We start from the raw sequence: 13,415 nt of genomic DNA on the forward strand, positions 1-13,415 counted from the left end.
TGGTGGGTGCGGACCATTGGTCCGCACGGTGTTTCAGACATCCGGATACCTGACCGAAGAGCAGCCGAGCGTGGGCTCGGCTCTACAGGGGGCCGGTTGCGGTGTTACAACGGCGTTCCGTTTCGAGGCTCCGGCGTCGAACCCGTCATCCACTTCGGCAACCACGACACCGGTGCGCGCCGTGGGTACTCCGCCATCATCCGGGCATGCATTCTCTGCAGATCGTTCAGCAGCCACGTCTGGTGATAGATGTCGTCGAACGAGTCCGACCAGCCACTCTTCACCCGCTGGCGCTCGCTGTCTTCCAGATTGGGCAGCAGATCCAGCGGCTCGTCCAGAATCGCCTGCAGTGCCCGGTTGACGCCCGCGTTCTCCTCCGCCGCCTCGCGTAGGAACGCAATGCGCTCCTGCACGCGCTCGCAGCGGTAAGGCACGCATCCATCGGTCGCGTCGATGTACTCGGCGATATCCGTCAGCAGGCTGGCCTTCAACCGCCAGACGGCCTCACCGTCCAGCACCTGCCGCACCCGCATCGTGCGCACCGTGCTGGCCCGGATCTCCTCCGGCGTAGTGAACGCCTTGCCGGGCGTGGTACCGCCATGGCGCACCAGCACGATGCGGTGGATGGCCTCGTTGGTGATGCCCTCCACCCGCAGCGCAGCCGCCTGCGGATGCATGCGCGGCGGCGGCGCGCTGGTGAACCGCCAGTAGTACCAGAGCAGCGCCACCACCCCCATGAGGCACAGCGCGCTGGCCAGCATCCAGGCATCCAGATGCCGGGTGTAGTAGCGATACCGTGCGCGCCACACGTAGAAGCTGCGGTAGCTCATGAACCAGCTTACCCATCGATACATCGCCATCTCCTGGGCGAGGACCCCGGCGCGACGGGGTGGATTACGCGCGTCACGCCGGGGCTCCATGGCTTACCAGCCGATACCTACACCCACGCCCATGCTGCGCTCACCGCTGTTGGTGAACGCCCCATTGAGGCTGAAGGTAGCTGAGCCCTTTTCGTTGAGCACGCGCTGGTAGCCCACCGCCATGGCCGACTCGCCTTCGGCGTAGCCGACGCCCGCACCGAGACGGTTGTAGGTGGCCAGGCCGGCGGTGTTCATCGCCATCGCCGTCTGCGCACTGCTCATCGCCGCCATGCGGTTGAAGCGCTTGTCCATCTTGTCCAGGCGGCGCTCGACGTTGCTGATCGCCCCATCGGTGTACTCGTTGGCGCGGGCCAGCATCTTCTCCAGCTCGGCGGTGTCGACCTGCGGCTTCGGCGAGTCGTCCTTGTTGGCCTTCGGCTGCGGTGCGGGCTTGTCGCCCTCGCCTACCGAGGCGACCTGCTGGGAATCCTTGCCATCCGGTACCACAGGAGTCTCCTCGGCCTGCGGCTTCGGCACCGAGGACGACGCCAGGGCACGCGGTGCCGGGGCGTCGTCGATGCGCTGCTCGAGACCGTCCATGCGGACGTTGAGCTGCTGCTGCATCGAATGCAGCTGGCCACCGTTGACCGCATCACGACTGCCCGCCGCGATCAGGCCGTTGGCCACGTTGGAGATGACCATGCCGTTGGCGCCGGCGAGGGTGAGCTGGTTGACGCCGTCGGCGCGGACCGAGGGAGTGTCCTGGAAGACGGAGCGGAGCTGGGTTTCAACCTTGTCCACGCGCGAGGTGTTGGTGACGACCGCACCATCCAGCGCCTGCAGTGCGCCATTCAAGGTGGACTGTGTCTGGCCCTGGACGTTGAAGCGCGGGCCGACGATCTTGCCGTTGGCATCGACTTCACCGCCGAGCGCGGAGAGCGCACCGCGCAGCTGGCCGACGGTGGCGGCGTTGTGGTTGGCGGTGCCGTTGGCGATGTTTACGAGACGGCGTCCAACACCCTCACTACCAAATGAGGCCGTACCACTCTCAGTAGCCACCGCACCAGCTCCCAATGCGAGGGACCCATCCGCCCCCTTGAGGACAATTGCACTTTCACCAATGGCCATGCCGTTGCGCTCCCACACCTGCGCACCAGCGCCCACGGCGAAGCCACCCCTCGATTCTTCGGAGACCCAAGACCCACGTCCAAGAGCAACCGAATTCACTCCCAGCGCTGCGGCGTAGGACCCGATTGCAGTTCCACCGTCAATTCCTGCTCGCGCAGAATCACCAATCGCCACTCCGAGGAAGCCAGCGGACGCGTCTTCACTGAGCTCATCCGTATTGATCTTGAAGAAGCGGTTCTGGTATTCCATCCGAGATACCCGATCATTAACACCAAACAGCTGACGGCCGGTAACGACGTCTCGACTATCTGCCGAAATGGAGCCATCAGCCACACCAGTCAAACGCGCACCACCGTAGTCGATGACGCTCGCATCCAACCCACGCATTGCCTGCTGCCCCATCTCCCGCTCCTTGCGCATCGCCTCCAGATCATTCCGATTCTGCGAGATCTTCTGCTCTGCGGCGTAGAGCTGGTTGCCCGTTACGGCATCACGGCTTCCTGGCGCCACCCGGCCATCGGCAAGATTGGTCAGCACCATGCCGTTCACGCCATTCAGCGCGATCTGGCTCGTGCCATCAGCGCGGGCCGAAGGTGAATCCTGGAAGATCGAATTGAGCTGACCTTCCACCTTGTCCGCGCGACGGCCGGCGGTGATGACGGCACCATCGAGTGCCATCAGTGCATCCTCGACGGTATTCTGCGCTCCGCCCTGCACCGTGTAGGTCGGGGCGATGATGTTTCCATTGCCGTTCATGCCTGCGCCGCCCCCGAGGGTGGCGAGGGAATCCTTGAGCTGGGAGACAGTGGTAGCGTTGTGGCCAGCTGTACCGCGCGCGATGTTTACAAGGCGGCGCTGAATGCCTGCATTCCCAAATGACGCAACACCTTCTTCATTCGCCTGAGAGCTGCTTCCAAGTGCCAGCGAGCCGTGAGCCCCGCTTTCAACTCTTGCACCAGCACCGATCGCGACGCCACGACTCGCGCCGCCAGTGGCTCCGCCAACTTCTGCGCCTGCTCCCATTGCGAATCCATTCTCGGAGCCAGCAGAGACAGTTGCCCCTCGACCAATCGCAGTGGAGTTCCTGCCCATCGCTTCAGCAAGAGTACCCACCGCGGTTCCTCCCTCCAGGCCAGTCTTTGCTGAATTTCCGACCGCAACGCCTGCCACACCGGCTGCTGCGCGCTCACTGATGGGCGCTGAGCCTATACTCACAAACTGCGCGACACCCTCAAGCTCTGAGACGCGTGAATTGGTTGAATGCAGCTGCTTACCAGACACAGCCTCGGCACTACTTGCGCTCAAGAGCCCATCTGCAACACCACTGATCTTCCGTTCGGCATTGGCACTATTGCGTACATCCAACGTCGTACCGCTGTTCTTCTCGCCCAGACGCACATTGCCAGACGCAGATGCCTGCGCCACCAGCCCGCCCAGCGCCGCTGTCTCGGCCAGCGCCTTGGTCGCATCCCCCTTCGCCACGGCAGCTTCCGTGCCCGCAGACCTGGCAATGCCCTCCACCGCCGCCACCTTGTCATTGGTGGCATTGAGCTGCCTGCCGTTGACGGCCTCATAGCTGCTGGCGCCGACTACACCATCGGCCACGCCGCTCACCTTCCTATTCGCATTCACACTGTTGCGAACATCCAGCACGGCGCCGCTGTTCTTCCCGCCAACACGAACGTTGCCGTTGACAGCGACTTGACCGACAAGGCCATTCAGCACTCCGGTGTCGGCCAGCGCCTTGTCCGCACTGACCTTCGCTGCGCTGGCGGTCGTCTGTGCCGAATTCACGTTCGCGTTGGTTTCATGGAGCTGCTTGCCGGTCACGGCCTCGTTGCTGGTCGCGCTGATGGCGCCGTCGGCGACGCCCACGATCCCGCGATTTGCATTGGCGCTGTTGCGCACATCCAGCTGCGTGCCACTGTTCTTCTGACCCAGACGAACACTGCCATTGGCAGCGGTCTGGTTGACCAGGCCACCCAGCACCACCGTCTCGGCCAGTGCCTTGCCCGACTCCACCTTTGCGGTATTGGCAGTGGTGGTCGCGCCGTCTGCTGCTGTCTGGGCCTTGGTGACCGCCTGGTTGGTGGCATGAAGCTGGTTGCCAGTGATGGCGTCGGTGCTGCCGGCCCCCACTACGCCATCGGCGATGTACTGGATCTTCCGCTTCCTGCTGGCGCTGCCCACCGATACCGAATTGGCCGAGGCGGTCACTGCACCTGCACCCAGCGCAACGGCATTCTCATGTGAGGCCTGAGCGCGGTCACCCAGCGCCACGGAGCTGGTGTTCGTAGCCTTGGCCAGATTGCCCAGTGCGCTGGCGAATTGCGCCGTCGCCTCACTGCCACGCCCCAGTGCGGTGGCCTGGCTGGCGCCTGCCTTGCTCAGATAGCCAACCGCCGTAGCGTGCTCTGCCTCGGCCTTGGCGTCGCCGCCTACGGCAATAGAGAAGTTGCCGCTTGCGTTTGCACGGAAGCCGGTGGCAACGGCGCCGTTGGCGCTACGGGTTCCGGCGCCGACAGAGACGCCCGCGTTCTGGTTCGCCACCTTGTTGCCGTCCGCATCTACACCAGCGCGCGCGTCGTCGCCCAGTGCCACGCTGCGACCGTTGTACGCTTTGGCATTGTTGCCGAGTGCTGTACTGATGCCGAAGCTGCCGTTCTCCGCGGTGGCACCTTTGCCCAAAGCCAAGGTCGTTGCATCGATTCGGTTCGTGGCGGCCTGAACAAGGGCACGTACCGCTGAAACGTCCACTTTCGCAGCATCTGCAGTCTTCTCGACGACACCCAGCTTGGTATTGGTGGCATGAAGCTGCTTGCCCGACACGGCCTCAGTGCTTGTCGTACTCAGTGTGGCATCCGCGACACCGGTGATCTTACGATTGGCGCTCGCGCTGTTGCGGACATCCAGCACCGTGCCACTGTTGCTGCCGCCCAGGCGGACATTCCCAGACGTGGAGGTTTGACTCAACAGCCCACTCAGCGTGTTCACCTTGCTCAGCGCACTGTCGGCATTGGTTTTGGCCGTATTGGCCGTAGTCTGGGCCCCACTTGCAGCTGAATATGCCGAGTCCGCCCGACCACGTGCGGCACTCACTGCCTGATTCGTGTCGTGCAGCTGACCACCGGTGACCGCATCTGCGCTACCGGAGGACACACCACCCGGTGCAACGTTTACGATCCGCCGCTTCGTGCTACTACTACCCACTGAAACAGTATTGCCAGCACTAGCTACTGAGTTGGCGCCAATGGCCACCGAATTTGACGAAGTTGCAGACGCCCCACTCCCGATTGCGACAGTGTTCTCTCCTTGCGCTTTTGAGCCGTTCCCCACCGCTGTAGCGCCGATGTAATCGGCAAATGCATTGGTTCCGACAGCGAGGTTATGCCCTCCCTTGCTTCCCGTTCTTGCCCTGAACCCAATAGCAATGCTATCCACGTCATGGGTCTGAGCGTTATAGCCAAACGCAACGCTATTGCGCTTCTTGATAGTGGCGCCTTGCCCGAAGGCAAATGAATCACTCCCTTGTATCAGAGCCCCCGCTCCGATCGCCAACGAATTCTCAGCCGCCAAGTCAATTTCCGCATACCCCGGTGTTAGACGCGGATTCCAATGTCCTGCGAACGGAAGGCAGCGCCGAAGATCAGCGCCGTCCGAAGACGAACAACCGACATCATAACCAGCTCTCGCGTTCCCAGTAGCGCCTGCGATCGCCAGGAGAGCCAATAGAGCCGCCCTTCGATGATCAATCAGGGAACCCGCTCTCTTACCCCTAACGGTGGCCGATTCGCTTGCCACGACCCAGCATTGCTTAGCGTGATTCCAGATACGACGATAGATTTTGTTCATGGTCTTTCCTTAACAGGTCAAGGGAAATGAAGCCCCGCGCGTGCACGGGGCGATAGAAGGTCAGGCGCTCGGCGCCAGGGTCGTTACGTGATCGCGATAGCCGTCGTTCGACAGGCGGTACTGCAACTGCAGGGTGTTGCCGGGCTGGAGCTGGAACGGCAGGGTCAGCGCAGCGTCGGGGTAGAGGCTTTTCGACAGCTCACGCGGCGTACATACGCCACCGGCGCTGCACTCGGCAGCACCGGTAATGCCTACACGCAACGTGCCGGTGTTGCGCAGGGTGTTGCCCTGCAGTTGCAGATCCACGCGGCCCTTGGCAGGCACGACGTTCACCAGCGCGCCCCAGATCAGGCTGACGCCGACGTTGGCCTGCGCCGCCTGCTCGTCGCCCTCCAGGATCGTGCCGTCGGGGCCATTCACGCCCTCGAAGTAGATGCGATAGGCCGCCTCTTTTTCGACGGTCTGCAGCGGAATCACCCGGATCAGGCGATTGCTACCGCCACTGAGTGCGAACTTGCCGGGGGTGATGGCAATCGCTGCATCGGCGGCTTCCACTTCGATCTCTTCCTCCCCCACCTGCGCCGGGTTGTTGATGCGCAGCAGCCGCGCCTGCACGTACTGTGGCTGGGTGGACTGCGAGTACACGCGGATCTTCGTGCCGTGCTTGGCGTCCACCGCGGCACGCATCGGATGAATGGACAGATTGGCCTGTGCCGGTGGGGCCAGCAGTGCACTCAACGGCAACAGGCAGAACAGCAGCTTCTTCATGATGAGCCTCCGTGGGGATCAGGGTTTGGCGGTCGGGACGCGCAGCTCTACCGTCAGCTCGCCGTCGTAGAGACCGGGACGTTTGCTGGCGATGGGAGTGGGCGGTGTTTCCAGCGTCAGCGGCGTGGGCACGCAGTACACGGGTTGGCTGATGCCCGGCAGCAGCACCATGCGTAGTTGCGCGCTGTCGATGCCACGCAGCAGCTGTTCCTCGCCGTGCTTCATGGCCAGCAGATTGCCGCCGTAGTTCAGGCCGACCTGGTAGTCGAGGCGCTGGGTGTCGTCGCTGCCGCCGTCCTGATGCCAGACCGCGAAGTCGCGCCCCGGCGGTGGCCGCGGCCCGCTGTCGCGCACGGTGACGCCGAGGAATTCGCTCTGCGAACCCACGCCGTCGTAGAGACACATATCCACGTCCTTGCGCCCGGCGACGACCTTGCGGATGGGGTCGTAGCGCAGGTCCATGTTGACCAGGGGTGCAACGCCGTCGAAGCCGGGGAAGTAGATCGAGATGGCGTCGTAGTCGGTGACTGTGAAGTCGAAGTTGAAGGTGGCTGTGGCGACCGGTGCGGCGGCTGGTTCGGCCTTGATGTTCAGGCGCATCGTGGCCCTCCAGTGGCCTGCGACGAGCCTCGCAAGCTCAGACGCCGGAACCGTCATAGCCGCACCTGTACCGATCGGTTCATCCGCTCCACATCGGTACCAGTAGGTTGCGTTCAGCTTGCGCTGCTCACCGTCCCAGTAATCGAAACCACAGCGATAGCCCGACATAGCCCGCTGCAGGCTTCCCAATGCCCGAATCTCCGCATGCAGCCCCGTCCGCAGCTCTACAAGGCGCAATGCGATCTCAGTTGTTCCTGTAGATATCGCCGGAGTTCCTTCCGTCGGACACCGTCCAAACTCAGGGTCAGAAGCAGACCCACAAACCACATGGATCTGCCCGTACTTCATCGCCAGGTCGTGACTGAACCCCAACACCGTCCGCGGCGCCCACAGCTCCACATCACCCGGCACGGCCGAGCGATCCCAGGTCATCACGATGTCCCTGCTCTGATCCCTCGGATGCGTTTCCGGCGGCCACTGCGCCCACGCCCTCGGCGCCAGCACCGCCAGCGCACACACCAGCATCAACACCAACAACACACGCCGGTTCATTGCGTTCCTCCTGCAGCAGCGGTCTGGGGCGTGGCGGCAATCAAGGCGCGTTCCTGCAGCAGGCGGGTCACCCGGGCCTGCTGGCGGATCTCGGCCGGCAGCTGGGCCACGGCCAGCGGCTCGCAGTGCACGGCGCCCACCAGCAGCACCACCTGGCGGCGCTCGCGCACCTGCAGCGGGCAGTGCAGCAGGCGGTCGTCCTGCAGCAGGTACAGCGTTGTCTCGCGACGCGGGAAGTCGGCAACGAAGCCGCCGTTGGCGCTGGTGCCGGGCACCGGCGCGTTGAGGATGCGGGCGCCACCCAGCGGCGCTCCGGCAAGATCCTTGGCGTTGCCGATGAAGGTGTAGGTCACCTCGATCGGCACCGGCATGCGCATCAGCCGCCCGGGGCTGAGGAACATCGGCCGTGCGCCACCCACGCCGCTCACGCGGATGGCGGCGATGCTGTCCAGCGTGCTGGCGTCCTGTACTTCGGCACGGTGCGACTGGTACGACGACAACGGCAGCAACCGGCGCTCGCCAATCTGCAGGCGTTGACGGCGCAGGCCGCCCACCTGCAGTTCGGCCGCCACGCCACGCAGGTCGACATCGTCGGTGTCGGCCACCTGCACGGCCAAGCCGGCATCGGCACCGTTGCTGCCGCTCCAGTAGAAGCCGCGCTTGCCCAGTGCAAAGCCGGAGCTGTGCATGCCGCTGTAGGCGGTCTCGCTGCGGCCGCGCTGCTGGTAGTGCGCCAGCGTGGCGCCGCTCTGACCCAGGCTGTTCTGCAGCTGGCCGCTGAGCGTGGCGCTGTAGCGGTCACTGTTGTTGGCGCGCAGTTCGGCCGACAGCTCGCGGTACTGCGCATCGACTTCCTGGCGCAGGCTGTGGCCAACGCTGTAGTTGATGTCCGGGCGCTGGTGCTGCGGCTGCCGCACGTCCACGCTATACCGGCGCTGGCCGCTGCCGGCGGTGCCGCGCAGCAGGCGGGTCAGGCTCAGGTTGAAGTAGATGCCGAGGTCGCGCTGATCGCTGCCGCGCAGGCTGTCGCTGGCACGCTGCTGCCACACACCCACGCGGGTGGAGACACTGAAATCCTGCCAGCGATGGCTGCGGCTGAAGCTGGCCTGCCAGGTGCGGCTGAGCTGCGGCTCGCGGCGCGGTTGCCACGGCGGTGGCGGTGGCAGCAACGGGTCCAGTCCGGCCAGCGGATCGTCTTCCGCACCCGGCAGGATGCGTCCCGCGCGCCAGGTCTGGCGCCGCGTGTAGCCCACATAGGCACTGCCACCGGCCAGCGGCAGCGCCATCGAGGCACTGAGCGAATTGGTGCAGCCCAACTGGTCGCGGGCGTCGGCTTCGAACTGGCAGGCCTTGCCGCGCATGCGCTGCTGGTAGATATTCCAGGACGCGGTGCGGCGGTACGACAGCTGGTGCTGCTGGCCGGTGCTGCCATCGTTGCCGCGCATGCCGCCGAAGCTGGCGCGCAGTTCCTGGGTGGCATACAGGCGGCGCAGGTCCACGCGCAGCTCGCCATAGCGGAAGCCGCCGAGGTCGGCGGCGCCGGCCACCATCGCCACGTCGCGGCCCAGCGGCACGCGCATGCCGGCCACGGCCACGCGTTCGCCATCGAAGCGATCACTGCGGCGCTCGTTGCGCTTGCCGCCCTGCACGAACCACTGCCACTGGCTGTTGGTCCAGTCGCCGCCCTTGTCGAACGGCGCGTCTTCGCTGCGCACCAGCACGCCGTCTTCGTAGATGCGCAGGGTGATGGTGTAGTTGCCGAACGGGAAGTTACGGGTGTCGATCTGGTTGATGCCGGCCTGCAGGTAGGAGGTCTGCAGCAGGCGCGTGCCGTCGTAGGCATCCACGCGTGCGTCGCGCGCCAGCAGCACGGTCAGCGGCGTGGCCTGCACGGCGGCATCGGCGTCCACATAGGCCTGGGTGGTGCCCACGCGCAGGCCCTGCAGGCGATCCAGCGGCAGCATGCTGAAACTGAAGGTGCCGCCCTGCGGACTGGACAGGTTGCGGCGGTCCATGCGCCCGGCCTGCAGGTAATGCGCCTGCCCCAGGTCATGGCGGTAGTAGACGTTGTCGAACTGGAACGCGCTGTCACTGCCGCGGCTGCGGTAGCGCTGCTGGTTGAAGTTCCATTCGGCGGAGACATGCCCGCGATCGAACAAGCCCAGCACGCCGGTGCCACGCGCGGACAGCGTCTGGTAATCGCGGCTGCCACTCACATTGATCACCTGCTGGTGCAGGAAGGCGTTCTCGGCGTTGGCGCTGACGGTGTGGAAGCGTTCGGCAGCCGGCTTGCCCGGAATCCACTGGCGGGCGACGAACAGGCGCACCGCGCCCTCGCCTTCGTCGTACAGCGCGCGCACGGCGGCGGGGTCGTCCGGTGGATCGAGATAGCCGCAGCCGGCAGTAGCGCCACCGAAGCGGCAGGCCAGATGGCTGTTGCGCGGCATCGGCTGGGACAACGCGGGCAGCAGCGCGGCCTGCGCCTCGACGGGCAGATCCAGCGCCTGCAGCACGCCTGCCGGATCTTCCAGCTGCACGTGTTCAAGGGTCACGCGCACCGGCGACAGCCCGGCCGAGCGGCCGAACAGTTGGATGTCGAGTTGTTCGGTCTGGCCTTCGACCAGATCCTCGAAGCCGGGCGGGACGCCGCGCGCCGCCGCCAGCGGCGTTGCCAGCACCAGGGCGAGCGCGACCGCCAGCCGGGTGATGGCGGGGGCGTGTGGGGTCATGAGGGTACCGCTGGAGAAGCGGCCGGCCCGAGTCAGGGGCCGGCACAGGAACCGCGTTGAATCAGGGCTTCTGGTTCAGCACGATGTTGACGACGCCCGAGTAGCGACCCTGGGTGGTCAGCGGTGCCGGAGCGGTCTGCGCGATGACCAGCGGCATCGAGATCGACGCGCCCGGGGTCGAGCCGGCACCGGTGAACAGATCGGCCGCAGCGTATTCAATCGGGGTCAGGCCCAGATCGCGACCGTTGAGGCTGACCTTCATCGGCACGGTGACCGTACCGTCACCGTTGGCCAGCACGAACGCACCACCGATCTTGGCTTCGATATCGGCGGTGTCATCGTTGGAGTGGATGCGCACGTGCTGGGTGTCCGGAATCAGGCCACGCAGCGGATCGTGGGTCAGGGTGACGGCGTCCGGCAATGCGCTGCCGTCGTCGCGCAGCAGGGCCAGGGTCGGGTCGACGTCGGCATAGACGGTGATCTTGGTTTCCACGGCGTGCGCGGACAGCGAAGCCGTGGCCAGCGCTGCAGCGAGCGCGGCCTTCTTGAGAATGGCGTGCATGGGTTGTCTCTCTCGGACAAGGGGGAATGAGAAAGCCCCCCTCCCCAAAGGAGAAAGGGAGGGAGGCGCCGCCCGCAGAGGTGGTTGCGGGCGACGGAGAGAATGTTAGGAACCCATTGTCCTGCCGGCCATTCAAGCATTCCTAAAACGTTGAGCGTTAAGAAGAATCTTTGAATGAGTTCAACGTTCCAGGCTTATGCAATTTCCCTCATTCGGTAAATGCAAAAAATCTCATTGCTTCGCCTTTGTAGAGTCGAGCCATGCTCGACTGCTGTTCGCGCTATGCGTGCGAGTCGAGCATGGCTCGACTCTACAGTGGTTCATCCACGCATGGCGTGGATCTACAGACAAGGTTATGCAACTTCCCTCACGCGTTGAATACAACAAACCCCATTGCCTCGCCTTTGTAGAGTCGAGCCATGCTCGACTGCTGTTCGCGCTGTGCGCGCGAGCCTCAGCCTGCGGGCACCACGGTCACGCGATCAACATCGATGTCGGTCGGCTTGAACCGATGCGTGTCGACCTCGCCATGCGGTTCCACCACCGTACCCATCCGATGGCCTCCGTCGGCAGATCGTCGTCGATCTCCTATTCGATCAAGGCGATGACAACAGGAAGGACTCCATTGCCTCCACCAGTACCAACGGTGTCTCATTCATCGGGTAGTGTCCTGCATCCTCCAGAACCTGCAGCGTGGCCTGCCGGTAGCGGCGCAGATAGGTGCGCTCCATCAGTGATCGGTTGAAGGTCGGATCGTGCCCGCCTATCAGCACCTTCAACCGGTGCTCGCCAACGATCTCGTCGCTGAAATCGGTATCTGCCCACGCGGGAAGATAGGCAGCAAACGCGTCAGGCGCGGAGTGCTGCATTGAATAGCGGGCCTTCCAATCCAGCCAGGCTGCAGGCAGTCTGCCGCCAGTACTGCGATCGATGATGGCCCTTCGGCTGGCCACGCTGCCGGCAGCACTCTCCAGAAGTCCTCGCGTGGATGCGTCATAGGCAATGCCACCACAGGGGACGGGTGCGATGGCCAGCATGGAGCGCACCCGCTGGGGCGCGAGCACGGCGATGCGCTCGATGGCCATGCCTCCCATGGAATGCCCCGCCACACTGAATGTCGCCAGTCGAAGTGCATCGGCGAGCGAGAGTGCGTCACGGGCGATTTCGTCGATGCTGTACTGCCCCGCCACATCGCGCATGCCGCCGTAGCCACGGCAGTCCATGAAGATGTAGCTGAAGTGGTCGCGTGACAGCCATGGCTCGATCGGTTCGAACGCGTGTGCGTCGCCGAACCAGCCATGCAGGACCAGGACGGAGTGAGGCCCCTGCCCCACGCGATGAAAGGTATTGGCCATGAAGCATTGCCGCAGTGAGGAGGAGTGTTGATGCTAGGCAGCGCAGGCCCGGCCCACCGTCGATGACAGGTCAACCGCTATAGAATCCGGGCCATGCGCAATTCACTGCTCGATCCCTACGAAGACCTGCCGCGCGATGTCGTGGTCACCTCGAACGACTATGCAGCGTCGTCCACCTTTCCCCGCCATGCCCATCGACGCGGGCAGTTCGCGTTCGCCGCGCGCGGCACCATCAGCGTGACGACACCGCAGGGGCACTGGCTGGTGCCGCCACGGCGCGCCTGCTGGGTACCGGCCGGACTGGCCCACGAGATGACGATGCGCGGGCCGGTGACGATGCTCAACGCATTCCTTTCCACCGACGCGGCCGCCGCGGTGGCGATGCCGGCACAGTGCCACGTATATGCCGTTTCGCCGTTGCTGCGGCAGCTGCTGGAAGGCGCAGTGGACCTGCCCGCGCTGTATGACGAGGACGGGCGTGCGGGCAAGCTGATGCAGTTGCTGGTGGCGGAGATCGGGTCGATGCCGATGCTTTCCCTGCATGCGCCGTTGCCTGCCGATGCACGCCTGGCGCGCGTCTGCCGGGCACTGTTTGATGCGCCCTCGCTCGCCATCGGGCTTGATGAGGTGGCTGCGGATGCAGGCATGAGCCGACGCACGTTCACGCGGACGTTCCGCGCGGACACCGGAGTGAGTTTTGCCGAGTGGCGGCAGCAGGTGTGCCTGCTGGCAGCCATCGAACGGCTGGGTCAGGGGCAGGCGGTGACACGCGTGGCACTGGACTTGGGGTATGCGAGTCCCAGCGCGTTTTCCGCCGCGTTCCGGCGCGAACTGGGGTGTTCGCCGAGCCGGTATTCAGAGGTGTAGTGCCGGGCAGGTGTTTGGTTGCCGTGCGGACCAACGGTCCGCACCCACCACCCGTCGACGGTCCGCAGCCACCCTCCGCCGAACGCGATCGGGGCAAAAAAAACGCCCCGCGGATGCGGGGCGTTCTCGGCACAACCTACGC

The 13,415-nt window shown here is 64.7% G+C and carries 8 protein-coding genes and 1 pseudogene; 1 reads left to right on the forward strand and 8 read right to left on the reverse strand.

Annotated features, from left to right (window positions below; genetic code table 11):
* Positions 1–104: 104 nt before the first annotated feature.
* From AC3ITW_RS17720 to AC3ITW_RS17755, 8 genes and pseudogenes are all read right to left on the reverse strand, one after another.
* Positions 105–854 carry a hypothetical protein gene (locus AC3ITW_RS17720; protein WP_489389798.1) on the reverse strand — a complete coding sequence of 250 codons (750 nt, stop codon included), beginning with the start codon at positions 852–854 and terminating at the stop codon, positions 105–107.
* A 69-nt stretch (positions 855–923) separates the two neighbouring features.
* Complete coding sequence (locus AC3ITW_RS17725; RefSeq protein ID WP_489390371.1) at positions 924–5,540, reverse strand: YadA-like family protein; 4,617 nt, start codon at positions 5,538–5,540, stop codon at positions 924–926.
* Between the two features lie 222 nt (positions 5,541–5,762).
* Positions 5,763–5,840, reverse strand: a pseudogene (locus AC3ITW_RS17730) (ESPR domain-containing protein); the annotation flags it as partial.
* Positions 5,841–5,900: 60 nt separating this feature from the next.
* The gene (locus AC3ITW_RS17735) at positions 5,901–6,608 is read right to left on the reverse strand and encodes a pilus assembly protein (RefSeq protein WP_197616954.1); all 708 of its coding nucleotides are present in this window, start codon (positions 6,606–6,608) and stop codon (positions 5,901–5,903) included.
* Between the two features lie 18 nt (positions 6,609–6,626).
* Positions 6,627–7,760, reverse strand: a complete 1,134-nt coding sequence (locus AC3ITW_RS17740; protein WP_489389799.1) for a CblD like pilus biogenesis initiator family protein — start codon at positions 7,758–7,760, stop codon at positions 6,627–6,629.
* Positions 7,757–10,489, reverse strand: coding sequence for a TcfC E-set like domain-containing protein (locus AC3ITW_RS17745; RefSeq protein ID WP_489389800.1), 2,733 nt, complete (start codon positions 10,487–10,489; stop codon positions 7,757–7,759). Before AC3ITW_RS17745 ends, AC3ITW_RS17740 begins: the two co-directional genes overlap by 4 nt.
* Positions 10,490–10,550: 61 nt before the next feature.
* Entirely contained in the window at positions 10,551–11,051 is a 501-nt protein-coding gene (locus AC3ITW_RS17750) for a CS1 type fimbrial major subunit (protein WP_012511984.1), read from the reverse strand.
* A gap of 596 nt (positions 11,052–11,647) precedes the next feature.
* On the reverse strand, positions 11,648–12,406 hold the full coding sequence (locus AC3ITW_RS17755) for an alpha/beta fold hydrolase (RefSeq protein ID WP_012511986.1): 759 nt from the start codon (positions 12,404–12,406) through the stop codon (positions 11,648–11,650).
* A 93-nt stretch (positions 12,407–12,499) separates the two neighbouring features.
* Between AC3ITW_RS17755 and AC3ITW_RS17760 the strand changes: the two genes are divergently transcribed.
* Positions 12,500–13,273, forward strand: coding sequence for an AraC family transcriptional regulator (locus AC3ITW_RS17760; RefSeq protein WP_489389801.1), 774 nt, complete (start codon positions 12,500–12,502; stop codon positions 13,271–13,273).
* The last annotated feature ends 142 nt before the right edge of the window (positions 13,274–13,415 follow it).

Source organism: Stenotrophomonas sp. KH_052, from assembly GCF_057838755.1.

What these genes read in the sequence shown, in the direction of transcription:
- AC3ITW_RS17720 (WP_489389798.1), bottom strand. Translation starts at nt 854, where the DNA reads ATGTATCGATGGGTAAGCTGGTTCATGAGCTACCGCAGCTTCTACGTG.
- AC3ITW_RS17735 (WP_197616954.1), bottom strand. Translation starts at nt 6,608, where the DNA reads ATGAAGAAGCTGCTGTTCTGCCTGTTGCCGTTGAGTGCACTGCTGGCC.
- AC3ITW_RS17740 (WP_489389799.1), bottom strand. Translation starts at nt 7,760, where the DNA reads ATGAACCGGCGTGTGTTGTTGGTGTTGATGCTGGTGTGTGCGCTGGCG.
- AC3ITW_RS17745 (WP_489389800.1), bottom strand. Translation starts at nt 10,489, where the DNA reads ATGACCCCACACGCCCCCGCCATCACCCGGCTGGCGGTCGCGCTCGCC.
- AC3ITW_RS17750 (WP_012511984.1), bottom strand. Translation starts at nt 11,051, where the DNA reads ATGCACGCCATTCTCAAGAAGGCCGCGCTCGCTGCAGCGCTGGCCACG.
- AC3ITW_RS17755 (WP_012511986.1), bottom strand. Translation starts at nt 12,406, where the DNA reads ATGGCCAATACCTTTCATCGCGTGGGGCAGGGGCCTCACTCCGTCCTG.
- AC3ITW_RS17760 (WP_489389801.1), top strand. Translation starts at nt 12,500, where the DNA reads ATGCGCAATTCACTGCTCGATCCCTACGAAGACCTGCCGCGCGATGTC.